The sequence below is a fragment of the Streptomyces sp. NPDC058620 genome, assembly GCF_042717135.1.
GTDB lineage: Bacteria > Actinomycetota > Actinomycetes > Streptomycetales > Streptomycetaceae > Streptomyces.
This window is the reverse complement of the sequence record NZ_JBHXQO010000004.1, coordinates 64,829-91,810: the sequence shown is the minus strand read 5'-3', so window position 1 is coordinate 91,810 and position 26,982 is coordinate 64,829. Positions and strand designations below refer to the sequence as shown.

The 26,982-nt window shown below is 70.0% G+C and carries 24 protein-coding genes; 11 read left to right on the top strand and 13 right to left on the bottom strand.

Annotation, left to right across the window (positions count from 1 at the left end; genetic code table 11):
- Positions 1-47: 47 nt before the first annotated feature.
- On the top strand, positions 48-500 hold the full coding sequence (locus tag ACFWSK_RS06725; protein WP_383782747.1) for an SRPBCC domain-containing protein: 453 nt from the start codon (positions 48-50) through the stop codon (positions 498-500).
- Positions 501-518: 18 nt separating this feature from the next.
- On the opposite strand, the gene ACFWSK_RS06720 is transcribed toward ACFWSK_RS06725, so the two are convergent.
- The 4 genes from ACFWSK_RS06720 to ACFWSK_RS06705 form a co-directional block, all read right to left on the bottom strand.
- Positions 519-1,685 carry a hypothetical protein gene (locus tag ACFWSK_RS06720; protein WP_383782745.1) on the bottom strand — a complete coding sequence of 389 codons (1,167 nt, stop codon included), beginning with the start codon at positions 1,683-1,685 and terminating at the stop codon, positions 519-521.
- The gene (locus ACFWSK_RS06715; RefSeq protein WP_383782743.1) at positions 1,667-2,404 is read right to left on the bottom strand and encodes an ABC transporter ATP-binding protein; all 738 of its coding nucleotides are present in this window, start codon (positions 2,402-2,404) and stop codon (positions 1,667-1,669) included. The genes ACFWSK_RS06720 and ACFWSK_RS06715 overlap by 19 nt, the downstream gene beginning before the upstream one ends.
- Positions 2,405-2,619: 215 nt before the next feature.
- The gene (locus ACFWSK_RS06710; RefSeq protein ID WP_383782741.1) at positions 2,620-3,999 is read right to left on the bottom strand and encodes an aspartate aminotransferase family protein; all 1,380 of its coding nucleotides are present in this window, start codon (positions 3,997-3,999) and stop codon (positions 2,620-2,622) included.
- Positions 3,984-4,475 (bottom strand): Lrp/AsnC family transcriptional regulator, encoded by a 492-nt coding sequence (locus ACFWSK_RS06705; protein WP_383782739.1) that lies wholly within the window; start codon positions 4,473-4,475, stop codon positions 3,984-3,986. The genes ACFWSK_RS06710 and ACFWSK_RS06705 overlap by 16 nt, the downstream gene beginning before the upstream one ends.
- A 176-nt stretch (positions 4,476-4,651) precedes the next feature.
- Between ACFWSK_RS06705 and ACFWSK_RS06700 the strand changes: the two genes are divergently transcribed.
- Together ACFWSK_RS06700 and ACFWSK_RS06695 are read left to right on the top strand one after the other, a co-directional pair.
- Positions 4,652-6,091 (top strand): gamma-aminobutyraldehyde dehydrogenase, encoded by a 1,440-nt coding sequence (locus ACFWSK_RS06700; RefSeq protein ID WP_383782737.1) that lies wholly within the window; start codon positions 4,652-4,654, stop codon positions 6,089-6,091.
- Positions 6,092-6,274: 183 nt separating this feature from the next.
- A complete protein-coding gene (locus ACFWSK_RS06695) occupies positions 6,275-7,438 on the top strand; it encodes a spermidine/putrescine ABC transporter substrate-binding protein (RefSeq protein ID WP_383782735.1) in 1,164 nt (387 codons plus the stop codon).
- A 14-nt stretch (positions 7,439-7,452) separates the two neighbouring features.
- Here the strand turns inward: ACFWSK_RS06695 and ACFWSK_RS06690 are convergent, their stop codons facing one another.
- From ACFWSK_RS06690 to ACFWSK_RS06665, 6 genes are all read right to left on the bottom strand, one after another.
- Entirely contained in the window at positions 7,453-8,643 is a 1,191-nt protein-coding gene (locus ACFWSK_RS06690) for a serine hydrolase domain-containing protein (RefSeq protein ID WP_383782733.1), read from the bottom strand.
- Positions 8,644-8,739: 96 nt separating this feature from the next.
- Entirely contained in the window at positions 8,740-9,468 is a 729-nt protein-coding gene (locus tag ACFWSK_RS06685; protein ID WP_383782731.1) for a response regulator, read from the bottom strand.
- Positions 9,465-10,553, bottom strand: coding sequence for a sensor histidine kinase (locus tag ACFWSK_RS06680; protein ID WP_383782927.1), 1,089 nt, complete (start codon positions 10,551-10,553; stop codon positions 9,465-9,467). The genes ACFWSK_RS06685 and ACFWSK_RS06680 overlap by 4 nt, the downstream gene beginning before the upstream one ends.
- A gap of 95 nt (positions 10,554-10,648) precedes the next feature.
- Positions 10,649-11,455: an SAM-dependent methyltransferase gene (locus ACFWSK_RS06675; RefSeq protein WP_383782729.1), complete on the bottom strand. Its 807-nt coding sequence runs from the start codon at positions 11,453-11,455 to the stop codon at positions 10,649-10,651.
- Positions 11,456-11,521: 66 nt separating this feature from the next.
- Complete coding sequence (locus ACFWSK_RS06670) at positions 11,522-12,244, bottom strand: glycerophosphodiester phosphodiesterase (RefSeq protein WP_383782727.1); 723 nt, start codon at positions 12,242-12,244, stop codon at positions 11,522-11,524.
- Positions 12,245-12,264: 20 nt separating this feature from the next.
- Positions 12,265-13,299 (bottom strand): adenosine deaminase, encoded by a 1,035-nt coding sequence (locus tag ACFWSK_RS06665; RefSeq protein ID WP_383782725.1) that lies wholly within the window; start codon positions 13,297-13,299, stop codon positions 12,265-12,267.
- Between the two features lie 129 nt (positions 13,300-13,428).
- On the opposite strand from ACFWSK_RS06665, the gene ACFWSK_RS06660 reads away from it, so the two are divergent.
- Complete coding sequence (locus ACFWSK_RS06660; RefSeq protein ID WP_383782723.1) at positions 13,429-14,193, top strand: DUF4190 domain-containing protein; 765 nt, start codon at positions 13,429-13,431, stop codon at positions 14,191-14,193.
- A 72-nt stretch (positions 14,194-14,265) separates the two neighbouring features.
- Here the strand turns inward: ACFWSK_RS06660 and ACFWSK_RS06655 are convergent, their stop codons facing one another.
- Complete coding sequence (locus ACFWSK_RS06655) at positions 14,266-14,814, bottom strand: NADAR family protein (protein WP_383782721.1); 549 nt, start codon at positions 14,812-14,814, stop codon at positions 14,266-14,268.
- Positions 14,815-15,020: 206 nt separating this feature from the next.
- Here ACFWSK_RS06655 and ACFWSK_RS06650 point away from each other — a divergent pair, with 206 nt between their 5' ends.
- The 7 genes from ACFWSK_RS06650 (at position 15,021) to ACFWSK_RS06620 (ending at position 24,522) form a co-directional block, all read left to right on the top strand.
- Positions 15,021-16,535: a gamma-aminobutyraldehyde dehydrogenase gene (locus tag ACFWSK_RS06650; protein WP_383782719.1), complete on the top strand. Its 1,515-nt coding sequence runs from the start codon at positions 15,021-15,023 to the stop codon at positions 16,533-16,535.
- Positions 16,536-16,581: 46 nt separating this feature from the next.
- Positions 16,582-17,832 carry a PotD/PotF family extracellular solute-binding protein gene (locus tag ACFWSK_RS06645; protein WP_383782717.1) on the top strand — a complete coding sequence of 417 codons (1,251 nt, stop codon included), beginning with the start codon at positions 16,582-16,584 and terminating at the stop codon, positions 17,830-17,832.
- Positions 17,833-17,885: 53 nt separating this feature from the next.
- Positions 17,886-19,037, top strand: a complete 1,152-nt coding sequence (locus tag ACFWSK_RS06640) for an ABC transporter ATP-binding protein (protein WP_383782715.1) — start codon at positions 17,886-17,888, stop codon at positions 19,035-19,037.
- Positions 19,034-19,966 (top strand): ABC transporter permease, encoded by a 933-nt coding sequence (locus tag ACFWSK_RS06635; RefSeq protein ID WP_383782713.1) that lies wholly within the window; start codon positions 19,034-19,036, stop codon positions 19,964-19,966. The genes ACFWSK_RS06640 and ACFWSK_RS06635 overlap by 4 nt, the downstream gene beginning before the upstream one ends.
- A complete protein-coding gene (locus ACFWSK_RS06630; protein WP_383782711.1) occupies positions 19,966-20,769 on the top strand; it encodes an ABC transporter permease in 804 nt (267 codons plus the stop codon). Before ACFWSK_RS06635 ends, ACFWSK_RS06630 begins: the two co-directional genes overlap by 1 nt.
- Before the next feature lie 47 nt (positions 20,770-20,816).
- Positions 20,817-22,232: an NAD(P)/FAD-dependent oxidoreductase gene (locus tag ACFWSK_RS06625; RefSeq protein ID WP_383782710.1), complete on the top strand. Its 1,416-nt coding sequence runs from the start codon at positions 20,817-20,819 to the stop codon at positions 22,230-22,232.
- Positions 22,233-22,698: 466 nt separating this feature from the next.
- Positions 22,699-24,522 carry a chitinase gene (locus ACFWSK_RS06620; protein WP_383782708.1) on the top strand — a complete coding sequence of 608 codons (1,824 nt, stop codon included), beginning with the start codon at positions 22,699-22,701 and terminating at the stop codon, positions 24,520-24,522.
- Here ACFWSK_RS06620 and ACFWSK_RS06615 read toward each other — a convergent pair.
- Together ACFWSK_RS06615 and gabT are read right to left on the bottom strand one after the other, a co-directional pair.
- Positions 24,473-25,291: a phosphatase PAP2 family protein gene (locus tag ACFWSK_RS06615; RefSeq protein ID WP_383782706.1), complete on the bottom strand. Its 819-nt coding sequence runs from the start codon at positions 25,289-25,291 to the stop codon at positions 24,473-24,475. The genes ACFWSK_RS06620 and ACFWSK_RS06615 overlap by 50 nt on opposite strands.
- 148 nt (positions 25,292-25,439) lie before the next feature.
- Positions 25,440-26,780: a 4-aminobutyrate--2-oxoglutarate transaminase gene (gene gabT, locus ACFWSK_RS06610; RefSeq protein ID WP_383782704.1), complete on the bottom strand. Its 1,341-nt coding sequence runs from the start codon at positions 26,778-26,780 to the stop codon at positions 25,440-25,442.
- Between the last annotated feature and the right edge of the window lie 202 nt (positions 26,781-26,982).

Here is a 26,982-nt window from a genome sequence, read left to right as displayed (position 1 = left end):
CTGGAATCTGGCAGCACCGCCCGGGGGCCCAGGAAAGGACCACGACCATGAACGGGTCAGTACGCGAGGGGATCGACCTCACCCGTGTCTTCGACGCCCCACGGGAGCGGGTGTTCGAGGCGTGGACGACGCCGGAACGCTTCGCGGCCTGGTACGGAGGCCACGCCGACGTACCGCTCGACCGGGTGTCGATGGATGTCAGGCCGGGCGGGGAATGGAGCCTGGTCCTCGTCGTGCCGGGCACCGAGATGCCCTTTCACGGGGTGTACCGCGAGGTGGTCGAACCGGAGCGGCTGGTCTTCACGCTGAAGGACGCGAGTGCGGCCGACGAGTCCGAGGGCGAGATCGTCACCGCCACGTTCACAGGTCGCGGGCGCACCACCGAGATGACGTTCCGGCAGCGCGGTGGGAACCTCACCCCCGAGCAGTACGCGGCGGCGGAGGACGGCTGGGAGGCGTTCTTCGACACGCTCGCCACGGTCCTCGCGGACACCGCCTAGACCGGCTGTGCGGACCCGTCAGGCGGTCAGGGGCAGTGCGGCCAGTTGCGCCACTGCCCAGGTCAGCGGGGCGAACACGGCGAGCAGCGCGCCGGCGCGCAGGGCGGTGGCGCTGCGCAGGGCCGAAGCCGGGGCGCCCATCCTGAGCAGGGCGTCGGCGGTCTGGACGCGGGCCTGCTTCGCCTCCAGCGCGGAGGTCAGCAGCGTCGCGGTCGTGCAGCCCAGGACGAGTACCGCACCCAGAGCGGTGAGGGGACCGAAGGGGCGGGGCCCCGTCCCGTACAGCGCGGCGGCCGCGAGCACTCCGGACAGCACCGCGCAGACGACCCCGATCGGGCGGCCGATCCTGCGCGCCTCGTCCATCAGGACCCGGCCCGCCAGCAGGCGTACGGCTCCCGGGCGCGCGGTCTGGAGCAGTTGTCCGCAGAGGTAGGTGAGGCCGGGGCCCGCCATGGCCAGACCGATCGCCGTCAGCGTCCAGCCGGCCAGAACACCGGCCGGGGTGGCGTCCAGCCTGCCCGGCAGGGGGAACGGGCTGCCCGGCGCTCCCCGGCTCGCGTACGCCTCGACCGCGAGGCCGGCAGCGGTCAGGGCGACGCCCCACGGCAGACCGGACGGTGCCCCGGAGGGACCGGCTTCCCCGGCCGCCCCGGAGGCGTCGGAGGAGGGCGCCGGGGGCCGGGAGCGCAGGGCGCGCGCGGTCGCGAGCGCCGAGGCCACCGGTACGAGGGCGAGGAGGGTGAGGGCGGCTGCCAGCGGCAACGGGGCGCCCGCGCCCAGCAGTTCGGCCGCGCCGCCGTCGAACGGCAGCCCGGTCAGATCGCCCCGCAGGTGCAGGAAGAGGAGCAGGGCCACCATCGAGCCGAGCGTGGTGGAGACCGCCGTGGAGACGGCCGCGAGCACGGAGAGCCTGACCGGTCCGAGCCCGATGGCGGAGAGCCCCGGGCGGGGCCGGGTGCCCGGGTCCGTCCGGGCCACCGCGACGGCGAACTGCACGGTGGCCGCCAGCGGGACGAGGCACCACAGCAGGCGCAGTACCGAACCGGTGGACTGCGCCGGGTGACTGGAGGCGTACCCGAGGGTGCACAGCAACAGGAAGCCGACCCCGGCCGAGGCGGCGGCGACGAGCAGGCGCCGCATCAGGACCAGGGGATGCGTACCGCGGGTCAGACGGAGAGCGAGCACGCCGAGCGGCCTTCCGTATCGGATACGGCGGGCAGGGTGACGGTGCTGACGCGGCGGCCGTCCAGCAGGGCGACCGCGCGGTCCGCGAGCGCGGCGACCTCCACGTCATGGGTGGCGAGGACGACCGTGATGCCGTGCGAGCGGGCCGCGGTCGTCAGGGTGCGCAGGAGCTGCGTGCGGTCCGCGCGGTGCAGCGTCGCGGTCGGCTCGTCGGCGAAGATCACCGACGGCGAGGCGGTCAGTGCCCGGGCGACGGAGACGCGCTGGCGCTGTGCCTGGAGCAGCGCGTGGGGCCGCTTCTTGGCGAACGTGGCGATGTCGAGCCGCTCCAGCCATTCCAGCGCCGCCTTCTTGGCGGCCCGGTGCGAGGTGCCCCGCAGGAGCAGCGGAAGGGCCGCGTTCTCCCAGGTGGTCAGCTCCGGTACGAGCTGGGGTTCGGGGGCGATCCAGGCGAAGCGCTCGCGGCGCAGCTGTTCGCGCAGGCGCGGGCCCATGGTATGGACGGGGACGCTGTTGAACCAGACCTCGCCCTCCTGGGGCACCAGCTGTCCGGACAGGCAGTGCAGCAGCGTGGTCTTCCCGCTGCCGCGCGGCCCGGTCACGGCCAGGATCTCGCCGTCCCGGATGCCGACGGAGACACCGCCGAGGGCGGGCGAGCCGTTGTGGGAGTGGTGCAGGGAACGCGCCCAGATCACGTCGTTGTCCGGCGGGGCCACCATGGCGTACACCTCGGTTCAGTTCAGATTTCCTGTCCCCCGTACGGGGGAACGAAGACGCGGCCGATCGGTCACTCGGCACGGTAGGCAGCCCGGCCCGGGTGTGCGCACAGCACGCGGCCCGGATGCGCTCCTTCTCACTCGAAAGGCGTATCCGGGCCGCGTGGACCGTATGAAATGACCGCTGGAACGTCGTCAGCCAGGGGTCACCGTCGGGGTCAGAGCTTCGTCCACGCCTCCGTGAGCACGGACCGCAGGATGCCCTCGATCTCGTCGAAGGTCGCCTGGTCGGAGATCAGCGGCGGCGCGAGCTGGACGACCGGGTCGCCGCGGTCGTCGGCACGGCAGTACAGACCGTTCTCGTACAGCGCCTTGGAGAGGAAGCCGTACAGGACGCGCTCGGTCTCCTCGTCGGAGAAGGTCTCCTTGGTGGCCTTGTCCTTCACCAGCTCGATGCCGTAGAAGAAGCCGTTGCCGCGGACGTCGCCGACGATCGGCAGGTCGTGCAGCTTCTGCAGCGTCTTGAGGAACGCGCTCTCGGTGTCGAGGACGTGCTGGTTGAGGCCCTCGCGCTCGAAGATGTCGAGGTTGGCGATACCGACGGCCGCGGAGACCGGGTGGCCACCGAAGGTGTAGCCGTGCAGGAAGGTGTTGCCACCCTTGTAGAACGGCTCCGCCAGGCGGTCCGAGACGATGCACGCGCCGATCGGGGAGTAGCCCGAGGTCATGCCCTTGGCGCAGGTGATCATGTCCGGCACGTAGTCGAACTTGTCGCACGCGAACATCGTGCCGAGGCGGCCGAAGGCGCAGATCGTCTCGTCCGAGACGAGCAGCACGTTGTACTGGTCACAGATCTCGCGGACCCGCTGGAAGTACCCGGGCGGCGGCGGGAAGCAGCCACCGGCGTTCTGCACCGGCTCCAGGAAGACCGCGGCGACGGTCTCGGGGCCCTCGAAGAGGATCTCCTGCTCGATCTGGTCGGCGCACCAGCGGCCGTAGGCCTCCGGGTCGTCGCCGTGGATCGGGGCGCGGTAGATGTTGGTGTTCGGCACCTTGTGAGCGCCGGGAACCAGCGGCTCGAAGGGGGCCTTCAGGGCCGGCAGGCCCGTGATGGACAGGGCGCCCTGCGGGGTGCCGTGGTACGCCACCGCGCGGGAGATGACCTTGTACTTGGTCGGCTCGCCGGTGAGCTTGAAGTACTGCTTCGCCAGCTTCCACGCGGTCTCGACGGCCTCGCCGCCACCGGTCGTGAAGAAGACCTTGTTCAGGTCACCCGGAGCGTAGTTCGCGAGACGCTCCGCGAGCTCGACGGCCTTCGGGTGGGCGTACGACCACACCGGGAAGAAAGCGAGCTCCTGCGCCTGCTTGTACGCCGTCTCGGCGAGCTCATGACGACCGTGGCCGGCGTTGACCACGAACAGGCCGGAGAGGCCGTCGAGGTAGCGCTTGCCCTTGTCGTCGAAGATGTAGGTGCCCTCGCCACGCACGATGGTGGGAACGGGCGCGTTCTCGTAGTCCGACATGCGGGTGAAGTGCATCCACAGGTGGTCGTACGCGGTTCGGCTGAGGTCCTTGCTCACGGCTATCGGGTTCCCCACATATAGGTCTGCTTCTTGAGCTTGAGGTAGACGAAGCTCTCGGTGGAGCGCACACCGGGTATGGCCCGGATGCGTTTGTTGATCGTCTCCAGCAGGTGGTCGTCGTCCTCGCAGACGATCTCCACCATCAGGTCGAAGGAGCCCGCGGTCATGACCACGTACTCGCACTCGGCCATGGCCGACAGGGCTTCCGAGACGGGGTCGAGGTCTCCCTCGACATTTATGCCGACCATCGCCTGCCGGCGGAGTCCCACGGTGAGCGGGTCCGTGACGGCGACGATCTGCATCACGCCCTGGTCGAGCAGCTTCTGGACGCGCTGACGCACGGCCGCTTCGGACAGGCCGACGGCCTTGCCGATCGCGGCGTACGGACGGCGTCCGTCCTCCTGGAGCTGCTCGATGATTGCGAGAGAGACGGCATCGACCGTCGGGGACGATCCGTTCCCGGTCCTGGAGTCTGCGCTGCGACTGGCCACAGACCCACTCTGCACCGGGACTCGTCTGTCTGGCAAGCCCAGATCGATGAAATTCGTTGTTTGGGGGCCAGGATCTCACTGAATCCGAAGATGGCGGACTGTGGGTATGTCGAAAGCGTCACCGAAGCGATTAGGGTGGAATCTCATCCATCGGACAGCCGACAGGAGGGGTGGTTGTGACCACCGAGGTGCGCCGTCTGCGCAACTACATCAACGGAGAGTTCCGGGACGCCGCGGACGGGCGGACCATCGACGTGGTCAACCCGGTGACGGAAGAGGTCTACGCGACCTCCCCGCTCTCGGGACAGGCCGACGTCGATGCCGCCATGGCGGCGGCAGCCGCCGCTTTCCCGGCCTGGCGTGACGTGACGCCGGCCGAGCGCCAGAAGGCTCTGCTCAAGATCGCGGATGCCTTCGAGGAGCGTGCCGAGGACCTCATCGCGGCCGAGTCGGAGAACACCGGCAAGCCGCTGGAGCTCACCCGTACCGAAGAAGTCCCGCCGATGGTGGACCAGATCCGCTTCTTCGCGGGTGCCGCCCGGCTGCTCGAAGGCCGCTCGGCGGGCGAGTACATGGAGGGCCTGACCTCCATCATCCGTCGCGAGCCGGTGGGCGTGTGCGCCCAGGTCGCGCCGTGGAACTACCCGATGATGATGGCCGTCTGGAAGTTCGCCCCGGCGCTCGCCGCGGGCAACACCGTCGTCATCAAGCCGTCCGACACCACCCCGGCGTCGACCGTGCTGATCGCGGAGATCATCGGCCAGATCCTCCCCAAGGGCGTCTTCAACGTCATCTGCGGCGACCGTGACACCGGCCGCGCGATGGTCGAGCACCCGACCCCGGCGATGGCCTCCATCACCGGTTCGGTACGGGCCGGCATGCAGGTCGCCGAGTCCGCGGCCAAGGACGTCAAGCGCGTTCACCTGGAGCTCGGCGGCAAGGCGCCCGCGGTGGTCTTCGAGGACAGCGACATCGCCAAGGCCGTCGAGGGCATCTCCGTCGCGGGCTTCTTCAACGCCGGCCAGGACTGCACGGCCGCGACCCGCGTGCTGGTCCACGAGTCGGTCCACGACGAGTTCGTCACCGCGCTCGCCAAGGCCGCGGCCGACACGAAGACCGGGCTCCCGGACGATGAGGACGTGCTCTACGGGCCGCTCAACAACGCCAACCAGCTGAAGCAGGTCAGCGGATTCATCGAGCGCCTCCCCGCGCACGCCAAGGTCGAGGCGGGCGGTCAGCGGGTCGGCGAGAAGGGCTACTTCTACGCCCCCACCGTGGTCTCCGGCCTCAAGCAGGACGACGAGATCATCCAGAACGAGGTCTTCGGTCCGGTCATCACGGTCCAGTCGTTCACGGACGAGGCCCAGGCGCTGGAGTACGCGAACGGCGTCGAGTACGCGCTGGCGTCCTCGGTGTGGACCAAGGACCACTCGCGCGCCATGCGGATGTCCAAGAACCTCGACTTCGGCTGTGTGTGGATCAACACCCACATCCCGCTCGTCGCCGAGATGCCGCACGGTGGATTCAAGAAGTCCGGCTACGGCAAGGACCTCTCCGCCTACGGCTTCGAGGACTACACCCGCATCAAGCACGTCATGACGTCGCTCGACGACTGACCGGCGTACCGCACAGCGGTTTCACGGCCCCGGGCTCAGGCCCGGGGCCGTTTTCCGTGCCCGGGGCCCGCGCCGCATCGACAGGGTGTGCGGAACGGGCCTGCTCCGCTGGACGGTCGGGCCATTGCCCGCCTCTGCGCCGACCGGCATCCTGCGCAGGTGCGAGCGATCATGAAGGACCCCATGTCCCGCCGTTCCCTCCTGCGTCTCCTCGGGGCGGGTGCGGCCGGCGCCACCCTGGCGGGCTGCGGGGTACCCGCCGCCTACGTCGAGCCGGGCGACCGTGCCGGGCGCGACACCTCGGACGGCGACCGGTCCCTGCACTTCGCCAACTGGCCGCTGTACATCGACACCGACGACGAGGACGAGTCCCGCCGGCCCACCCTCGACGCGTTCACGCGGCGCACCGGGATCTCCGTCACGTACACCGAGGAGATCAACGACAACGACGAGTTCTTCGGGAAGATCAGCCCGTCCCTGATGAACCATCAGAGCACCGGCCGGGACCTGATCGTCCTCAGTGACTGGATGGCCGCCCGGTTCGTACGTCTGGGCTGGGTGCAGGAGATGGACCGGGCACGGCAGCCCAACGTCGCCAGGTACCTCGATCCTCAGCTGCGTTCGCCCTCCTTCGACGAGGGCCGTACGCACAGCGTCCCCTGGCAGTCCGGGATCACCGGCATCGCGTACAACCGGAGGAAGCTCGGCCGCGAGATCCAGCACACGGGCGATCTGTGGGCGGACGACCTGCGGGGCAGGGTGACGCTGCTCTCCGGGCTCGACGAGTCCTTCGCGCTGCTGATGCAGGGCAACGGGGTGGACGTCACCCGCTGGACGGCCGACGACTTCCACGAGATGTGCGAGCAGGTCGACGGGCTGGTCAGGTCCCGGCACATCCGCCGTTTCACCGGGAACGACTACATCAAGGACCTGTCCACCGGCGACGTCCTCGCCTGCCAGGCGTACTCCGGCGATGTCATCCAGCTCCAGGCGGACAACCCGGACATCGAGTTCGTGGTGCCGCAGGAGGGTGCCGAGCTGTGGGCGGAGAGCCTGATGATCCCCAACCTCGCCGGTCACAAGCGCAACGCGGAGAAGCTGGTCGACCACTACTACGAACCGGAGGTGGCCGCCGAACTGGCCACCTGGGTCAACTACGTGTGCCCGGTCCCCGCCGCCCGCGACGTACTGGCCTCCTCCAGGGACGAGGAGACCGCCGCGCTCGCCGAGGACCCGCTGATCTTCCCCGACGGGGCGATGCGCGAACGGCTGGCCATCGCCCGCGACATCACCTCCGGGGAACGCGCCGCCTTCACCAAGAGGTGGAACGCCATCGTCGGCCTGTAGGCCCGGCCACCGGTTCAGTCCCGCGACGGCTCACCGAAGGCGGTGACGATCAGGTTCATCACCACGGCGTTGGTGTTCCGGCCCTTCGCGTCCGTGGAGTTGATGCTGTAGACGAGCGTGCGCGAGAGATCGCGTGCGGACCCGATCCCCGCGTTGTAGCCCCAGCGTCCGCCGGTCTTGCCCCAGATCTGGCGGCCGCCCAGTTTCCATGAGGTCAGGCCGACGCTGTACGCCGCGGGGCCGCCCGTGCTGTAGTCGCGCACGGAAGCGTCGGGCAGCGTGAACATCTCCTCCAGCAGCGGACCGCGCACCACCTCGCCGCTGAACAGGGCCCTGATGAAGTGCTCCAGGTCCGCAGAGGTCGAGATGATGTCGCCCGCCGCCCAGCCGTCCGTGACGCTCCAGACGCTGGCATCGCGCAGCACCGTGGTGCCGTCGGCCCGCACCAGCTTCTGGTAGCCGTGGTTGTGCGGGCCGTGGATCCGGGGATCGGTGCCGGGCAACGACGTGCCGTGCAGGCCGAGCGGCTTCAGGATGCGGCGCGTGACCTCACTCTCGTAAGAGTGTCCCGTGACCTTCTCGATCAGGAGGCCGGCCACGGTGTACCCGATGTTGGAGTAGTTCTGCCGGGTGCCGGCGGGGAACAGCTCCTTCTTGGCGGTCGCGGAGGCGACCATCTCGCGCGGCGAGAAGACATGGAAGCGGTTGGCGTAGTAGTCCTCGGTCGTGCTGCCGGGGAAATCGGGGGACGGCAGGCCGCTCGTGTGATTCAGCAGCTGCCGGACGGTGACCTTTCCGTAGGCGGCCGGGACGTCTTCCGGGAGGTAGTCACGGACGGGCCGGTCCAGGCCGACCTTCCGCTCCGCGGCGAGCTGGAGGACCGTCGCCGCGGTGAAGACCTTGGTCACCGATCCCGCACGGAACCTCGCGTCCGGATCGGCCGGGCGGTTCGTTCTCAGGTCGTGCACGCCTGAGCTGCCCCGCCAGCTGCCGTCGCTGCCGGAGAGCCGTACGAGAGCGGCTGTCGCGCCGTCGTCCGGCAGCCCGGCGATCACGGCGCGCAGTGCCTCCGTGTCCGGGGGGTCGTACGCCGTGGTCGCTGTGACCGACGGGGCGGCGCCGAGGGCGGAGGCCGGGACTGCCGGGCCCGCGGCGATGCCGAGAACGAGGGCGGCGGCGAGGACCGTGCGGGTGCGGGTGTTCATCGTGATGCCTCCTGGGCGGGGAATCCGGGGGCCGCCGGTCATCTCGGGCGGCCCTGCTGACGGACTCCATCCTGGTGACCGCCGGGCCCCGGGGGATCACCCAGGCGAGCGGTCTGTGGCTGGTCGTCTTCTCGCCTGTACGCGGGAGTTGAGGGCGGCTTCTCCCTCCGGCGAGGGAGCGACGAGTCCCGACTCGTACGCGCAGATGACCGCCTGGATCCGGTCGCGCAGGCCCAGTTTGGACAGCACGTTCCCCACATGTGTCTTCACCGTGTGCTCGCTGACGACCAGTGCGCCGGCGATCTCCGCATTGGACAGGCCGCGCGCCAGATGCAGCAGGGTCTCCCGCTCGCGGGCGGTCAGCACGTCGAGACGCTCGGACGCCGACACGCCGTGCGCCGCCGGGCGTGCGGTGTACTCGGCGATCAGCCGACGGGCCACGGACGGAGCCAGCAACGAATCACCGGCGGCCACCACCCGTACCGCATGGACGAGATCGTCCCGGCGCACGTCCTTGAGCAGAAAACCGCTCGCGCCCGCGTGCAGCGCCTCGTAGACGTGGTCGTCGGAGTCGAACGTGGTGAGCATGACGGTCCGGCAACTCGTCTCCGAACTGATCGCCCGGCATGCCTCGATGCCGTCCATGACGGGCATCCGGATGTCCAGCAGGACCACCTCGGGGCGCAGCCTGCGCACCGCGTCGACCGCCTGTGCCCCGTTCGCCGCCTCCGCGACGACCTCGATGTCCGGCTGGGCGTCCAGGATCATCGCGAAGCCGCTGCGTACGAGTTCCTGGTCGTCGGCCACCACCACTCGGATCGTCAACTCGGCACCCCTTTCGTTGATGTGGTGATGGGAAGGGTGACGTGGACCCGGAAACCCCGGCCGCCGGGTCCCACGCCCGTGCGGGCCGTCCCGCCGTGTGCCGCGGCCCGTTCGCGGATGCCGATCAGGCCGAACCCGGTCGTGGTCCCGGGCCCCCGTCCGTCGTCCGTCACCGTGATCGTCACCGCGTAATCCGTGCGGTCGAGTTGTACGGAGACGTGATCGGCACCGGCGTGCTTGACCACGTTCGTCAGGGCCTCCTGCACGATGCGGTGGACGGTGGCCTCCGTGTCCAGGGGGAGCGGCCGGTCGGGACCCGTAGTCGTGTGCGTGACGTGCAGGCCGCCGGCGCGGACCCGCTCGATCAGCGCGGGGAGCCCGGCGAGCGCGGGCTGCGGTCCACGCGGTGCGTCCTGCGGGCCCTCGTCCTCGCGGAGCACGCCGAGCATCCGGCGCAGCTGCACCATCGCGTCCCTGCCGGTCTCCGAGATCGCGTCGAACGCGGCCTCCGCCCGCTCCGGCGCCGCACGGACCGCCACCGGACCGGCCTCCGCCTGCACGATCATCAGACTCACCGCGTGGGAGAGGATGTCGTGCATCTCCCTTGCGATCCGGGCCCGTTCACGCGCCGCGGCCTGCTCGGCCTCGATCCGCCGTGTCCGTTCCAGCTGCCGCGCCCGGTCCTCCACGGCCCGGGTGTACGCCTGCCGGGTGCGGGTGAGCAGCCCGAAGGCGTACGCCGCGGTGAAGACGATGAGCGAGAACACCAGCTCCCGCGCCTCGCCGGTGTTGAACGCGGTCGAGGGGAAGACGATCGCGAGCGTCAGCGCACCGAGCATCCGGCGCCGGGGCGCCGGTGCCTGGGCGGCCACGGTGTAGAGGGCGACCAGACCGGTGTACGGGAGTGTCTGCCCGGGGCCGTCGACGGCGAGCCCGTACAGGCCCTGGGCCGCGATGACCGCGAGGAGGACCCGGGCGGGTGCCCTGCGCCGCCACACCAGCGGCACCACGGTGAGCGTCGTCAGCAGATACGCGGTCGCCGTCGCCGGCTCCAGACGTGGATCGCGGGGCAGGACCCACGGCATGGTCACCGCCGCCTGCACCAGCAGGGCGACCCCGATGTCCGCCGCCCATGGGCTCCTGGAGCGCAGCGCCCGTGTTCCCGCCCCCCATATGTCCACTAGGGCTTCCGGGCCACCGCGCCGAACTGGGCGACCTCGGCCGCCGGGCTGCCGGGTTCGGCGCGCCACTGGGCGCAGGACACGATGCCCGGCTCCAGGATGTCCAGACCGTCCATGAACGCGGCGAACTCGGCGCGGGTGCGGGCGGTGATCGGCGGAGTGGCGTTCTCGTTCCAGAAGCGCATCGCCGCCTCGTTGCCCTCGCCGCCCAGCTCCAGCGTGGGGTGGGTGAGCGCCAGGTAGCTGCCGGACGGGATCGCGTCCATCAGCTTCCGTACAATGCCCTGTGCCTCGCCGGTGTCCAGGACGAAGTTCAGGATGCCGAGCATCATCACCGCGACCGGCTGCCCCAGGTCCAGGGTCGGCTCGACGGAGCGCAGGATCTGCTCCGGGTGGTGGGCGTCCGCGTCGATGTACTCCGTGGCGCCCTCGGGGGAGCTGGTGAGCAGCGCCCGTGCGTGCGCAAGCACGATCGGGTCGTTGTCGACGTACACGATGCGGGAGTGCGGGACGGTGTGCTGCGCGATCTCGTGGGTGTTGTTGAAGGTCGGCAGGCCCGTGCCGATGTCCAGGAACTGGGTGACGCCCCGGTCTCCGGCCAGATGCCGCACCACGCGGCCGAGGAACGCCCGGTCGGCGCGCGCCACTTCGCCGATGCTCGGATACATGCCGGTGACCTGGTCGCCCACCGTCCGGTCCACCGGGTAGTTGTCCTTGCCGCCCAGCCAGTAGTTCCAGACCCGGGCGTTGTGCGCGACGTCGGAACGGACGCGGGCGGGGACGGATTCGGTGCTGGGGTCGGTCACGTCTGCTCCTCTGGTGCCGGGCCGGGCATCACGGACGATGCCGCGCCTACCATCATGCCGGATTGATCAAGACGCCTTACGGGTGGGGAAGTTGGCGAGCAGGCCGTGCAGTGCGTCGACGCGGTTCGTGGTGATCGAGTCGACTCCCCGCCCGATCAGGCGGCGCATCGTGCGCTTGGTGTCGGCCGTCCACGCCGAGACCAGCATCCCGTCACGGTGCACGCGGTCCGTCAGCTCCCGGCTCACCAGACCGAACCGGTAGTTCATCCAGCGGGGCTTCACGGCGTCCACGAGCGCGGCGCGCGGCGGCACGAGCGTGTTCCAGGTCAGCGCGATCTCGGCGGACGGATCAGCCGCCCGGACGCGGAGCATCGCCCCACCGCCCGCGCAGTAGTACACCCGGTCTGCCGCCCCGCACTCGTGGACCACGCCGACGATCTTCCGTACGGAGGCGTCGGTGCAGCCGGGCAGGTCGATCATGAGGCGGTGATCCGCGGTGGCGAGCAGCGCCTCCCGCAGTGTGGGCACGCCGCCCGAGGTCAGCTCCGTCAGTTCCTGGTGGCGCAGCCGGTCGAGACGCAGCTCGTGGCCCCACAGCCGTTCCAGCGTGGAGTCGTGCAGCAGGACCGGCACGCCGTCGCGGGTGACGCGGACGTCGATCTCGACCGCGTCCGCCCCGCGTTCCAGGGCGGAGCGGACCGAGAGCAGCGTGTTCTCGCGGGCGCGGTACGGATCGCCGCGGTGTGCCACGGCGGTGACGGCGCGGACGGTGTGGAGGGGGTGAGCCATGGGGCCATTGTGGCGGGAGGTCACCGGGCGGGGGTCTCCAGCCAGTTCGCCGTGTACGTGTCGATCTCGGTGGCCAGCTTCCGCTTGCCTGCCTGGTCCAGGTAGGACGCCTCCACCGCGTTCTTCGCGAGGTCCGCCACCCCGCGCTCGTCGAGGCCGAGGAGGCGGGCCGCCACGGCGTACTCGTTGTTGAGGTCGGTGCCGAACATCGGCGGGTCGTCGCTGTTGATCGTGACGAGCACGCCCGCCCCGACCATCTCGCGGACCGGGTGCAGATCGAGATCGGCCACCGCGCGGGTGGCGATGTTCGAGGTCGGGCAGACCTCCAGGGGAATCCGGTGCTCGGCGAGGTGGTCGAGCAGCTTCGGGTCCTGGACGGAGCTGGTGCCGTGGCCGATGCGCTCGGCGCGCAGGGCGGTGAGCGCGTCCCAGACGGTCTGCGGTCCCGTGGTCTCCCCGGCGTGGGGGACCGAGTGCAGGCCCGCGGCGATCGCCCGGTCGAAGTACGGCTTGAACTGGGGGCGCTCGACGCCCACCTCCGGGCCGCCGAGGCCGAACGAGATGAGCCCTTCGGGCCGCAGGTCCAGGGCGAGGCGGGTGGTCTCCGCGGCGGCCTCCAGGCCGGCCTCGCCGGGAATGTCGAAGCACCAGCGGAGTACGACCCCGAGTTCGGCCTCGGCGGCCTTGCGCGCGTCCTCGATGGCCTCCATGAAGCCGACCTCCGGGATGCCGCGCCGGGTCGAGCTGAACGGGGTGACGGTCAGCTCCGCGTACCGGATGTTCTGGCGGGCCATGTCCCGGGCCACCTCGAAGGTGAGCAGCCGTACGTCCTCGGGGGTGCGGATCAGGTCCACCACGGAGAGGTAGACGTCGACGAAGTGCGCGAAGTCGGTGAAGGTGAAGAAGTCCGCCAGCGCTTCCGGATCCGTGGGGACCTTGGAGTCGGGGTGGTGCGCGGCCAGTTCCGAGACGATGCGCGGTGAGGCCGATCCGACGTGGTGGACGTGGAGCTCGGCCTTGGGCAGCCCCGCGATGAAGGGGTGCAGATCGTTCATCGGACTCTCCGGAAGTCTTGGCGGTCGGCGTCTTCCGGCCGGGAGCACCGGCCGCTCCGATCATCGTATGCGGGGGTGGGCGGCCGGGGGCCGGGCCGTAGCATGACGGGACCACGATGGGGGAGGCCCATGTCAGACAGCACAGAGCAGCCCGGGGGCGGGCGCGCGCCGCACGATCCGTGGGCGCCGCCGGACGGCCGGGTGGAGCTGGGCAAACCGGCCGCCGCCGGACCGCCGCCCGTGCACGACCAGCCGACCATCGGCGCCATGCCGGGCGTGGGCGGCGGCCCCGTGCCGGGAGCGGGTGTTCCGGGATACGGGCAGGCTGACGCGGGTGCCGGCTTCGGGCCCGGGGGCCCCGGTGCCGGCTTCGGGCCCGGGGGCCCCGGTGCCGGCTTCGGGCCCGGTGACGCGTCCGTACCGCCGCCGCCGATCGCGCCCAACGGTCCGGGGCAGGCCGCTCCGCCCGCGGGGCAGTACGGCTATCCGGCCGCGCCCGTCCCGCCGTACGGCGGCTACCCGGGCTATCCCGGCTACGGCGGCCAGCCCGGCTGGGGCGGCCCGCCGCCCGCCAACGGTCTCGGCACGGCCGCCATGGTGCTCGGCATCCTGGCCGTCTGCCTGTTCTGCCTCTACGGGATTCCGAGCCTGATCCTGGGCGTACTGGCCCTGATCTTCGGCATCCTGGGGCGCAAGCGCGTAGCCCGCGGCGAGGCCGACAACAACGGTCAGGCGCTGACCGGAGTCATCCTGGGCTCCATCGGCATCGCCCTCGGTGCGGCGATCATCGGCTTCTTCATCTGGCTGTTCGCCACGCACAGCGAAGAGTTCAACGACGGCGGCGAGTACGACGATCCGTACTCCACGTCGCTCGTGATCGGCACCGGCCGGTAGCCGCTCAGCGCTCGACCGCCGGACGGGCCGGAACGCGGCCCGTCCGGCGAACGGTGCTCCGGGCCCCGTCCGTCAGAGCGCGCGCAGGCGCGCCCGCGCCTCCATGAGTGCGAAGCCGAGCAGGTTCAGCCCCGCCCAGCGGGCCGGGTCGGTCACCCTCGGGTCGTCCCAGGCGTGACCGACGCCCCAGATCCGGTCGACGGGGCTCGCCTCGACCAGCACGCGTTCCCCCGTGCTCAGCAGGTACGCCCGCAGCGCCGGGTCCTGGCCGAACTTGTGGACGCTGCCCTCCACCACCAGGGCGAACCGCTCGCGCACCCAGACGCTCTCGTCGAATCCGCGGACCAGCCGGCCCACCTTCTTCGCCGCCGCCGGGCTGCTCGCCGCGACGGCCCGTATCTCCGCCTGCTCGTCCCCGAAGAGCCGCGCCTTGCCGGCCATCATCCAGTGCTCCGCCGACGCGTACGTCACCGGACCGACGGTGAACGGCGACGGCCACCACTGGCTCAGACAGCTCGCGCCGAGCCGGCCGTCGGAGCGCGGACGATGCCCCCAGAACGGCAGGTACTTCACTTTCTCGCCACGCGCGAGCCTCGCCACAAGATCCTCTGTGTGCCCCATGGCATGTGAGTCTGGCATTCGCCACGGACACTCCGTACGGGGATCTTCGCACCGACGCGACACATGGTCGACAGATTCCGTCGCGTAACCAAAAGGCAACAACGGAATCACTTGTTGGTGTGGGTCCCCTCTGTCAGGATCGGCACTCAACTCGACCAGAAGCTACGCCGCCCCTGCTCAGCGGGGGATCGGTGGAGGAGAGCGTCATGGGTAACGGCTTCCACGTGCAGGACCGCTTCGCGGGCGGCGCGCAGTACATTGGCGGAAAACTGCGGTCCGGTACATCCGGTCGCCACCACGAGGTGGTGAACCCGGCGACGGGCGAGACGGTCTACCGCTACGAACTGGCCGGCACCGACGACGTGGACGCGGCCGTCGCCGCGGCGGCGGCCGCCTTCCCCGGCTGGTCAGGCGCCACCCCTGCCGAGCGGTCCGAGGCGATGCACCGCTTCGCCGCCGTGCTCGCCGGACAGGCCGACGACTTCGCGTACGCCGAGTCCCTCCAGTGCGGCAAGCCGATCAAGCTCTCCACCGAGTTCGACGTGCCCGGCACCGTCGACAACACCGCCTTCTTCGCGGGCGCCGCCCGTCATCTGGAGGGCAAGGCGGCTGCCGAGTACGACGGCGACCACACCTCGTACGTACGCCGCGAGGCGATCGGGGTCGTCGGCTCCATCGCTCCCTGGAACTACCCGCTCCAGATGGCCGCGTGGAAGGTCCTCCCGGCCGTCGCGGCGGGCAACACCATCGTCCTGAAGCCGGCCGAGATCACCCCGCTGACCTCGCTGATGTTCGCCCAGGCGGCCACCGAGGCGGGCATCCCGGACGGGGTGATCAACATCGTCACCGGTGCGGGCAGGGACGCGGGCGAGCACCTCGTCGGTCACCCCGACGTCGTCATGACCTCCTTCACCGGCTCGACCGCCGTCGGCAAGCGCGTCGCGGAGATCGCCACCTCCACCGTCAAGCGCCTCCACCTCGAACTCGGCGGCAAGGCACCCTTCGTGGTCTTCGACGACGCCGACCTCGAAGCGGCGGTCAACGGCGCGGTGGCCGGCTCCCTCATCAACACCGGGCAGGACTGCACCGCCGCCACCCGCGCCTATGTGCAGCGTCCCCTCTACGACGCCTTCGTACGGGACGTCGCCGCGCTCATGGAGACCGTCCGGCTCGGCGATCCCTTCGACCCCTCGACGGACCTCGGCCCGCTGATCAGCCACGCCCAGCGCGACCGGGTCGCCGCCATCGTCGAGCGCGCCCGCGCCTACGCCACCGTCGTCACCGGCGGCGAGGCTCCCGGCGGCGGCCTTCAGGACGGCGCCTACTACCGGCCGACCCTGGTCGCGGGCGCCGCCCAGGACAGCGAGATCGTCCAGTCCGAGATCTTCGGGCCGGTCCTCGTGGTCCTCCCCTTCGACACCGACGACGAGGGCATCGCCCTCGCCAACGACACCCCGTACGGCCTCGCGGCCTCCGCCTGGACCCGGGACCTGTACCGGGCCAACCGGGCCACCCGTGAGATCAAGGCGGGCTGCGTCTGGGTGAACGACCACATCCCGATCATCAGCGAGATGCCGCACGGCGGATACAAGGCCAGCGGCTTCGGCAAGGACATGTCGACGTACTCCTTCGAGGAGTACACGCAGGTCAAGCACGTGATGTACGACAACACCGCGGTCGCCCGCAAGGACTGGCACCGCACGATCTTCGGGGACCGATAGCAGCCGTCGCCTGACCAGCGGCCACACACCCGAAAGGGCAACGCGTATGGAGCAGTACGAGCCCGAGCGCCTCTCTCCCGCCCAGCTGGCGGCCATGAGGCGAAGCCTGACCACGGGCAGGGGCGCCCTCACCCGCCGTTCGATGCTGCGCGCCTCGGGCATGGGCGCCCTGGCGCTCGGCGGCCTGGGCACACTGAGCGCCTGCGGCATCCCGCCCGCCAAGCGCGAGGGCGACGCGGCGGCCGCTTCCGACGACCACTCGGCCAAGGAGAAGCAGATCAGCTTCTCCAACTGGACCGAGTACATGGACGTCAGCGAGGACGAGAAAGGCCGCCCGACCCTGGAGGCGTTCACGAAACGCACCGGGATCAAGGTCAAGTACACCGAGGACATCAACGACAACGTCGAGTTCTTCGGGAAGGTCAAGCCGCAGCTCGCGGCCGGCCAGAACACCGGACGCGACCTCATATGCGTCACCGACTGGCTGGCGGCCCGCATCATCCGGCTCGGCTGGGCGCAGAAGCTCGACCCGGCGAACCTGCCGCACGCCTTCGCCAACCTCTCGTCCCAGTTCCGCACCCCCGACTGGGACCCGGGCCGCGCCTACTCGTACCCCTGGACCGGCATCCCCACCGTCATCGCCTACAACTCCAAGGCGACCGGGGGCCGCAAGGTCGACTCCGTCACCCAGCTGCTCGACGACCCCAAGCTCAAGGGCCGGGTGTCCTTCCTCTCCGAGATGCGCGACTCCGTCGGCATGACGCTGCTGGACATGGGCAAGGACCCCGGGACGTTCGGCGACGCCGACTTCGACGCCGCGATCGGCCGCCTCCAGAAGGGCGTCGACAAGAAGCAGATCCGCCGCTTCACCGGCAACGACTACACGGCGGACCTGAGCAAGGGCGACATCGCGGCCTGTATCGGCTGGGCCGGGGACATCATCCAGCTCCAGGCCGACAACCCGGACATCAAGTTCACCATCCCGGCCGCCGGTTACATCACCTCCAGCGACAATCTGCTGGTCCCCGCGAAGGCGCGGCACAAGACCAACGCCGAGAAGCTCATCGACTACTACTACGAGCCGCCGGTCGCCGCCCAGCTCGCCGCGTACATCAACTACGTGTGCCCGGTCGACGGCGTACGCGAGGAACTCGCCAAGATCGACGAGTCGATGGCCGCCAACACGCTGATCCTCCCGGACAAGGAGATGGCGGCGAAGTCCCGCGCCTTCCGGTCACTCAGCTCCAAGGAAGAGACGGCGTACGAAGAGAAGTTCGCCAAGCTCATCGGCGCCTGAGCGCCGGACCTTCCCTTCCCTCACCCGCCCTTCCACCACTGGGACTGCGACCCATGACTCAGCAGCAGACAACCGGCGGCGATGTCCGCCTCACCGGGATCAGCAAGACATACGGCTCCTTCACCGCCGTACAGCCGCTCGACCTGACCGTCCCGCAGGGTTCGTTCTTCGCGCTGCTCGGCGCGTCCGGCTGCGGCAAGACCACCACGCTCCGCATGATCGCGGGCCTGGAGGAGGCGACGACCGGCACGGTCTCGCTCGGCGGCAAGGACATCACCGGCCTGCCCCCGTACAAGCGGCCCGTCAACACCGTCTTCCAGAGCTACGCGCTCTTCCCGCACCTGGACATCACCGAGAACATCGCCTTCGGTCTGCGCCGGCGTGGCATCAAGTCGGTCAAGAAGCAGGTCGACGACATGCTGGAGCTCGTCCAGCTCGGCGACTTCGCCCGGCGCAAGCCGCACCAGCTCTCCGGTGGCCAGCAGCAGCGCGTCGCCGTCGCCCGCGCACTCATCAACCATCCGCAGGTGCTGCTCCTCGACGAGCCGCTCGGCGCCCTCGACCTCAAGCTGCGCCGCCAGATGCAGCTTGAGCTGAAGCGGATCCAGACCGAGGTCGGCATCACCTTCGTGCACGTCACGCACGACCAGGAAGAGGCCATGACCATGGCCGACACGGTCGCCGTGATGAACGGGGGGCGGGTCGAACAGCTCGGTGCCCCGGCCGATCTGTACGAGAACCCGAAGACCACGTTCGTCGCCAACTTCCTCGGCACCTCCAACCTCATCGAGGGCGAGGTCGTCGAGTCCGGCACGGACATCGTCGTCTCGGCGGGCGGCGGAAAGCTCCGGCTGCCCGGCGACCGGTGCTCCGCCCCGGCCACCACCGGAGGCAAGGTGCTCCTCGGCATACGCCCCGAGAAGATCTCCCTGGCGCACGCCGACGCCGCCGAGCGGATAGCCGACGGCCGCAACCGGGTCACGGGGCGGATCGTCGACTCCAGCTTCATCGGGGTCTCCACGCAGTACGTCGTCGAGAGCCCGGCGGGCAAGGCGCTCCAGGTGTACGAGCAGAACATCGAGCGTGACGCGCGGCTCACCCCCGGCGCCGAAGTCGTCCTGCACTGGAACCCGGCGCACACCTTCGGCCTGGACGCCTCCCAGGACATCGACGCCGGCGTGGAGACGGTGGAGGACGCGGCGTGACCGTCACCGAAGCGCCCGCCGCGCCACCGAAAGAGCCCGCGGAGCCGAAGGTGCGCAAGCCCTCCACCCGCAAGCGGCTCGTCCCCTACTGGCTGCTGCTCCCCGGCATCCTGTGGCTGATCGTCTTCTTCGCGGTGCCGATGGTCTACCAGGCATCGACCTCCGTACAGACGGGATCCCTGGAGAAGGGGTTCGAGGTCACCTGGCACTTCCAGACGTACTGGGACGCGCTGAAGGACTACTACCCGCAGTTCATCCGGTCCCTGCTGTACGCCGGTTCCGCGACGCTCCTGTGTCTGGTGCTCGGCTACCCGCTCGCGTATCTGATCGCGTTCAAGGCGGGCCGCTGGCGCAACCTGGTGCTGGTGCTGGTCATCGCCCCGTTCTTCACCAGCTTCCTGATCCGTACGCTCGCCTGGAAGACGATCCTCGCGGACGGCGGCGCGGTCGTGGACCTGCTGAACACGCTGCACGTCCTGGACGTCACCAGCTGGCTCGGCTGGACCGAGTCCAACCGGGTGCTCGCCACCCCGATGGCGGTCGTCTGCGGTCTGACGTACAACTTCCTGCCGTTCATGATCCTGCCGCTCTACACCTCGCTGGAGCGGATCGACGGCAGGCTGCACGAGGCGGCGGGCGACCTGTACGCCACCCCCGCCACGACCTTCCGCAAGGTGACGTTCCCGCTCTCGATGCCGGGTGTCGTCTCCGGCACGCTGCTGACCTTCATCCCCGCCAGCGGTGACTACGTCAACGCGGAACTGCTCGGCTCCACCGACACCAAGATGGTGGGCAGCGTCATCCAGTCGCAGTTCCTGCGGGTCCTGGACTATCCGACAGCAGCCGCGCTCTCCTTCATCCTCATGGCGATCGTCCTGCTGATGGTCACCTTCTACATCCGCCGCTCCGGGACGGAGGACCTGGTCTGATGCCCGCACTGCGCTGGATTCGCCGCAACATGATCGTCATCGCGGGTCTGCTGACCCTCGCGTACATGATCGTGCCGAACATCGTCGTGATGGTGTTCTCGTTCAACAAGCCCAACGGGCGCTTCAACTACGCCTGGCAGCAGTTCTCGCTGGACGCCTGGAAAGACCCCTGCGGGGTCGCCGACCTCTGCTCGTCGCTCTCGCTCTCGTTCCGGATCGCGATCTGGGCGACCATCGGCGCGACCGTGCTCGGCACGATGATCGCCTTCGCGCTGGTCCGCTACCGCTTCCGGGCGCGTGGCGCGATCAACTCGCTGATCTTCCTGCCGATGGCGATGCCCGAGGTCGTCATGGCCGCCTCGCTGCTCACGCTCTTCCTCAACATGGGCGCGGAACTGGGCTACTGGACCGTCCTGATCGCCCACATCATGTTCTGCCTCAGCTTCGTGGTGACCGCGGTCAAGGCACGCGTGATGTCGATGGACCCGAGGCTGGAGGAGGCCGCCCGTGATCTGTACGCGGGCCCCGTACAGACCTTCGTCCGGGTGACCCTGCCGATCGCGGCCCCGGGAATCGCCGCGGGAGCGCTGCTCGCCTTCGCGCTCTCGTTCGACGACTTCATCATCACCAACTTCAACGCGGGCTCCACCGTCACCTTCCCCATGTTCGTCTGGGGTTCGGCACAGCGCGGCACGCCCGTGCAGATCAACGTCATCGGCACGGCGATGTTCATCATTGCCGTGACGGTGGTCCTCGTCGGCCAGCTCGTCGCGAACCGGCGGAAGAACAACGCGCAACCCTAGGCCGTGCCCGGGGGCACCCCTGGAAAGCCCTGAAGGAGTTGGAAACCATGGCCCCAGTCGCCATGCGTACTGCCGCACAATCACTCGCCGGCGCCAAGCCGCTCGCCTACTGGCTGGACGACCCGGCGAAACCGGAGGCGCTTCCCGCGCTCATCGGGGAGGAGCGCTGTGACCTCCTCGTCATCGGTGGCGGATACAGCGGTCTGTGGACCGCGCTGATCGCCAAGGAACGGGACCCCGGGCGCGATGTCGTCCTGATCGAGGGGCACGAGGCGGGCTGGGCCGCCTCGGGCCGCAACGGCGGGTTCTGCGCCGCCTCCCTCACCCACGGCCTGCCCAACGGCGTGGAACGCTGGCCGGACGAGATCAAGAAGCTGGAGGAACTGGGCGAGCGGAACCTCGACGCCATCGAGGCCGCCGTCGCCCGTTACTCCATCGACTGCGAGTTCGAGCGCACCGGCGAGATCGACGTCGCCACCGAACCGCACCAGCTCGAAGAGCTGCGCGCCTGGCACCGGGAGGCCACCGAACTCGGCTTCACCGGACTGGAGTTCCTGGACCGGGAAGCGGTGAGGGCGGAAGTCGACTCGCCGACATTCCTGGGCGGGCTCCTGGACCGGAACGGTGTCGCCATGCTGCACCCCGCCAAGCTCGCCTGGGGCCTGAAGCGGGCCTGCGTCGAACTCGGCGTGCGGATGTACGAGCACACCCGGGGCCTCGATCTGCTCAAGTCCGGCCCGGGGATGGCGGTCCGCACTCCGTACGGGCGGGTCCTGGCGCGCAAGGTCGCGCTGGGTACGAACATCTTCCCCTCGCTGGTCAAGCGCGTACGCCCGTACACCGTCCCGGTCTACGACTACGCGCTGATGACGGAGCCGCTCAGCGAGGACCAGCTCGCCTCGATCGGCTGGAGGAACCGGCAGGGACTCGGCGACAGCGCCAACCAGTTCCACTACTTCCGGCTCTCCTCGGACAACCGGATCCTGTGGGGCGGATACGACGCCATCTATCCGTACGGGGGCCGGCTGAGCGCCGATCTGGACCAGCGGCCGGAGACCTTCCTCAAGCTCGCGGCCCAGTTCTTCGAGTGCTTCCCGCAGCTTGCCGGGGTGCGCTTCAGCCACGCGTGGGGAGGGGCGATCGACACGTGCTCGCGCTTCTCCGCCTTCTTCGGTACGGCTCATCAGGGGCGGGTCGCCTACGCGGCGGGATTCACCGGGCTAGGGGTCGGCGCCACCCGTTTCGGGGCCGATGTGATGCTCGACCTGCTCTCCGGCGAGCCGACGGAACGGACCGCCCTGGAGATGGTCCGTTCCAAGCCCGTCCCCTTCCCGCCGGAGCCGTTCGCCTGGGCCGGCATCGAGCTCACCAAGAGGTCGCTGGCCAGGGCCGACAGCAACGGCGGACACCGCAATCTGTGGCTGAAGGCGATGGACCGGGCGGGCCTCGGCTTCGACAGCTGAGCCCGACGGGGCCATGTGATCCGGTTCGCAGCCGGCAAGTCCCCGAACCCGCGTAATGAACCGGGCGCGGCGCTCTCTCTTCCGTGAACGCACCGGCAGGTCCCTGCCGGTGCCCCAGGAACGGAGGGCATGCCATGGCCGGCCCGGGGGCAAAGTTGTCGTCCCGTACCCCGGCCGGGCCTGCGGCGGGGTGCGGTGGCTGATCCCGCCGGACGGCTCCGGGACGCTCACCGATCCCGCTCTGCTGGAACTCGCGATGCACGAGGCCGCGGAGCCGCGGCGCGGGACGGCGACGGGGGCTGAAACCGCCGGGGGGCCGGTGCTGCGGCGGGCCGAGACCGCCGGGGGCCGGTGCTGCGGCGGGGCCGAGGGTGGTGGCCACACTGCCAGAGGTCTTGACAAGTTGATTGGTCTGGACCAGGTTGTGGCCCGCCACCCCCCAATTCCCCCCTGCCCGGAGGCTGTTGTGGAACGTACGGGACCCCCCACCCGATTGTCCGGACTCGTGGCCGCCCTCGCGGCGACCCTGCTCGCCGCCGCCGGTCTGGTCGCGACCGCCCCGGCCGCCGGTGCCGCCGACGCCGAACTGGCCCGCAACGGCGGCTTCGAGGCCGGCCTGGACGGCTGGAGCTGCACCGGCGGCAGCGGAGCCGTCGTCGGTACGCCCGTGCACAGCGGCACCTCCGCGCTGAGGGGCACCCCGGCCGGCAGCGACAACGCCAAGTGCTCCCAGACCGTCACGGTCAGACCCGGCTCCGCCTACACGCTGAGTTCCTGGGTGCAGGGCGGTTACGTCTACCTCGGCGCGTCCGGCACCGGTACCACGGACGTCTCCACCTGGACGCAGTCGCCCGGCGCCTGGAAGAAGCTCACCACCACCTTCACGACCGGGGCCGCCACCACCTCGGTGACCCTCTACACCCATGGCTGGTACGGCACCCCCGCCTACTATGCCGACGACCTCAGCCTCGTCGGCCCGGGCGGCGACCCGGTCGCCCTGCCCGCGGTCCCCGCCGGACTGAAGGCGGGCACGGCCACCGCCTCCTCCGTCCCGCTCACCTGGAACGCGGCCTCCGGAGCCACCGGCTACCACGTCCACCGCAACGGCACCAAGGTCCTGGCGGTCACCGGCACCTCGGCCACCGTGACCGGCCTGAGCGCCTCGACGGCGTACAGTTTCCAGGTCAGCGCGGTCAACGCCGCCGGTGAGTCCGCCAAGTCGGCCGCCGTGTCCGCCACCACCACGGCGGGCGGCGGCGGGGGCGGCGGCGACCTCCCGGCCCACGCCCTCGTCGGCTATCTGCACTCCAGCTTCGCCAACGGCTCCGGCTACACGCGGATGGCGGACGTGCCCGACTCCTGGGACGTCATCAACCTCGCCTTCGGTGAGCCGACCTCCGTCACCTCCGGCGACATCCGCTTCTCGCTCTGCCCGGTCGCCGAGTGTCCGAACGTCGAATCCGCGGCCGATTTCAAGGCGGCCATCAAGGCCAGACAGGCCGCGGGCAAGAAGGTGCTCATCTCCATCGGCGGCCAGAACGGCCAGGTGCAGCTCGCCACCACCGCCGCCCGCGACACCTTCGTCTCCTCGGTGAGCAGGATCATCGACGAGTACGGGCTGAACGGTCTGGACATCGACTTCGAGGGCCACTCCCTCTCGCTGAAGACCGGTGACACCGACTTCCGCAGCCCGACCTCACCGGTGATCGTCAACCTCATCTCGGCCGTCAAGACCCTCAAGGCGAAATACGGCGCCGGCTTCGTCCTCACCATGGCCCCGGAGACCTTCTTCGTCCAGCTCGGCTACCAGTACTACGGCTCGGGGCCCTGGGGCGGGCAGGACCCGCGTGCCGGGGCCTACCTCCCGGTCATCCACGCCCTGCGCGACGACCTCACCCTGCTGCACGTCCAGGACTACAACTCGGGCTCCATCATGGGCCTGGACAACCAGTACCACTCGATGGGCGGCGCGGACTTCCACATCGCCATGACCGACATGCTCCTCACGGGCTTCCCGGTCGCCGGTGACCAGGCGAAGGTCTTCCCGGCGCTGCGTCCCGAGCAGGTCGCCATCGGTCTGCCGGCCTCGACCCAGGCGGGCAACGGGCACACCTCGCCCGCGGAGGTCACCAAGGCACTGAACTGTCTGACGAAGAAGACCGACTGCGGCGGTTATCAGACGCACGGCACCTGGCCCGCACTGCGCGGGCTGATGACCTGGTCGATCAACTGGGACCGCTTCAACCAGTGGGAGTTCTCGAAGAACTTCGACGCCTACTTCGGCAGCTGAGCACCCACAGGGCAACCAGCAGCACCCCGCTCAGGCACCAGCTGCCGACCACGTCGAGCGGCCAGTGGTAGCCGCGCAGCACGAGGCCGATGCTCGTCGCCGCAGTCAGCAGGACGGCGGCGGCGGGCATCGTCCACGAGCGCTTCAGATACGGGACCAGGAGCATCGCCGCCGCTCCGTACGCCACCGCGGAGGTGGCCGTATGGCCCGACGGGTAGTAGCCGGTCGCCTCGGTCAGCGGGCCCTGGCGGTCGGTCCACAGCTTCAGCGGGACCACCAGCGCGGGCACGGCGGCCATCGCGAGCGCGGCGTACAGCGGTTCGCGGCGCTCGCCCCGCACCAGGGCGAAGACGATCGCGCAGACCAGCACCGGAAGGGCGACCTGCATATTGCCGAGATCGGTGAAGAACTCCGTGAGCGCCACGGGGCCGCGGCCGGCCAGCGCCTCACTGATGCGTTCGTCCGGACCGAGCAGGGGGCCGTCGGCCACGACCTGCCAGGTGCTGAGCGCGAAGACCGCGAGCAGCGAGATCACCGCGGAAACGAGTGGAGCCGGTCGCCCAGGAACAGGGGGGGTTGTTCCTGGGCGACCGGCGGGATCGGTTTGCCGCGCGCCCCGGGGGGTGTGGGGCGGGCGGCCATCCGATCGGTGAGGAGTTCCGGAGCCAGAGGCTCCAGTGGTGTGCGCGTGGGCACAACCCGGACGGCACCGGGGAAGCGCCGAACCGGAGTCGCCCGCAGTTTCCCGCGAGCGGCGTGTTTCTCTCATCTGTGGAAACCGTACGTCAGCCGGTGGGGGACCGACAGCGGGAAACGGATCCCGCCATCGGCCCCCCACACGTTCTTCACAGGCCCACACGCGGGGCCGGGTCATCCGCGCCATTCGGCCTTCCGGCGTTCGGCGGGATTCGCACGGATCAGACCGTGGCGAAAGCCTGCTCGATGATGTCGAGGCCCTCGTTCAGCAGGTCCTCGCCGATCACGAGCGGCGGCAGGAAGCGCAGGACGTTGCCGTACGTGCCACAGGTGAGGACCAGCAGACCCTCGGCGTGGCATGCCTTGGCCAGGCCCGCGGCGGCTGCCGGGTTCGGGTCCTTCGTGCCGGACTGGACCAGCTCGATCGCGATCATGGCGCCGCGGCCGCGGATGTCACCGATGATGTCGCCGTTGGGGAGCTTCGACTGCATCTCGGCGAGGCGGCCCTTCATGACCTCCTCGATGCGCTTGGCCTTGCCGTTCAGGTCCAGCTCGCGCATCGTCTCGATGGCGCCCAGCGCACCCGCGCAGGCCACCGGGTTTCCGCCGTACGTGCCGCCGAGGCCGCCGGCGTGGGCTGCGTCCATGATCTCGGCGCGGCCCGTCACGGCGGAGAGCGGCAGACCGCCCGCGATGCCCTTGGCCGTGGTGATCAGGTCGGGGACGATGCCCTCGTCCTCGCAGGCGAACCACTGGCCGGTGCGGCAGAAGCCGGACTGGATCTCGTCCGCGACGAAGACGATGCCGTTGTCCTTGGCGAACTGGGCGATCGCCGGCAGGAAGCCCTTGGCAGGCTCGATGAAGCCGCCCTCGCCGAGGACCGGCTCGATGATGATGGCGGCGACGTTGTCCGCGCCGATCTGCTTGGTGATCTCGTCGATGGCCTGCGCGGACGCCTCGGCGCCGGCGTTCTCGGCACCGGTCGGCCAGCGGTAGCCGTACGCCACCGGGACGCGGTAGACCTCGGGCGCGAACGGGCCGAAGCCCTGCTTGTACGGCATGTTCTTCGCCGTCAGCGCCATCGTGAGGTTGGTCCGGCCGTGGTAGCCGTGGTCGAAGACGACGACCGCGGTGCGCTTGGTGTAGGCGCGGGCGATCTTCACGGCGTTCTCGACGGCCTCGGCGCCCGAGTTGAACAGCGCCGACTTCTTCGCGTGGTCGCCCGGCGTCAGCTCGGCCAGCTGCTCACAGACCTCGACGTACCCCTCGTACGGCGTGACCATGAAACAGGTGTGGGTGAAGTCGGCGAGCTGCGCGGAGGCGCGGCGTACGACGGCCTCGGCGGAGGCGCCCACCGACGTCACGGCGATGCCGGAGCCGAAGTCGATCAGACGGTTGCCGTCCACGTCCTCGATGATCCCGCCGCCGGCGCGGGCCGTGAACACCGGCAGTGTGGAGCCCACCCCTGCGGCGACCGCCGCGACACGGCGAGCCTGGAGCTCGACCGACTTCGGGCCGGGAATGGCGGTGACGAGGCTGCGCTCCTGCGGGACTGCGCTCATGAGGGGCTCCTGGGGGGTGTTTCCTACGCTTCTCTTTCTGCAGGCTAGGGGCGGTGAGTGCCGACAGGCATGCGCCGATCGGGAGTGGTGGGGGCGTGTCCTTGTCCCATCCGGACAGATGGGCGTACACGCGGCGAGGTTCTCGGTACGGGACGGGCTCGGGCGCCTGGCTGAACTCCTTGGGCGGGCGCACTAGATTGAC

Coding starts and splice junctions, on each gene's coding strand:
- ACFWSK_RS06615 (WP_383782706.1), bottom strand. CDS start 25,291: ATGAGAGAAACACGCCGCTCGCGGGAAACTGCGGGCGACTCCGGTTCG.
- ACFWSK_RS06660 (WP_383782723.1), top strand. CDS start 13,429: ATGTCAGACAGCACAGAGCAGCCCGGGGGCGGGCGCGCGCCGCACGAT.
- ACFWSK_RS06690 (WP_383782733.1), bottom strand. CDS start 8,643: ATGAACACCCGCACCCGCACGGTCCTCGCCGCCGCCCTCGTTCTCGGC.
- ACFWSK_RS06645 (WP_383782717.1), top strand. CDS start 16,582: ATGGAGCAGTACGAGCCCGAGCGCCTCTCTCCCGCCCAGCTGGCGGCC.
- ACFWSK_RS06725 (WP_383782747.1), top strand. CDS start 48: ATGAACGGGTCAGTACGCGAGGGGATCGACCTCACCCGTGTCTTCGAC.
- ACFWSK_RS06655 (WP_383782721.1), bottom strand. CDS start 14,814: ATGGGGCACACAGAGGATCTTGTGGCGAGGCTCGCGCGTGGCGAGAAA.
- gabT (WP_383782704.1), bottom strand. CDS start 26,780: ATGAGCGCAGTCCCGCAGGAGCGCAGCCTCGTCACCGCCATTCCCGGC.
- ACFWSK_RS06630 (WP_383782711.1), top strand. CDS start 19,966: ATGCCCGCACTGCGCTGGATTCGCCGCAACATGATCGTCATCGCGGGT.
- ACFWSK_RS06695 (WP_383782735.1), top strand. CDS start 6,275: ATGTCCCGCCGTTCCCTCCTGCGTCTCCTCGGGGCGGGTGCGGCCGGC.
- ACFWSK_RS06665 (WP_383782725.1), bottom strand. CDS start 13,299: ATGAACGATCTGCACCCCTTCATCGCGGGGCTGCCCAAGGCCGAGCTC.
- ACFWSK_RS06625 (WP_383782710.1), top strand. CDS start 20,817: ATGGCCCCAGTCGCCATGCGTACTGCCGCACAATCACTCGCCGGCGCC.
- ACFWSK_RS06640 (WP_383782715.1), top strand. CDS start 17,886: ATGACTCAGCAGCAGACAACCGGCGGCGATGTCCGCCTCACCGGGATC.
- ACFWSK_RS06650 (WP_383782719.1), top strand. CDS start 15,021: ATGGGTAACGGCTTCCACGTGCAGGACCGCTTCGCGGGCGGCGCGCAG.
- ACFWSK_RS06670 (WP_383782727.1), bottom strand. CDS start 12,244: ATGGCTCACCCCCTCCACACCGTCCGCGCCGTCACCGCCGTGGCACAC.
- ACFWSK_RS06715 (WP_383782743.1), bottom strand. CDS start 2,404: ATGGTGGCCCCGCCGGACAACGACGTGATCTGGGCGCGTTCCCTGCAC.
- ACFWSK_RS06680 (WP_383782927.1), bottom strand. CDS start 10,553: ATGCCGTGGGTCCTGCCCCGCGATCCACGTCTGGAGCCGGCGACGGCG.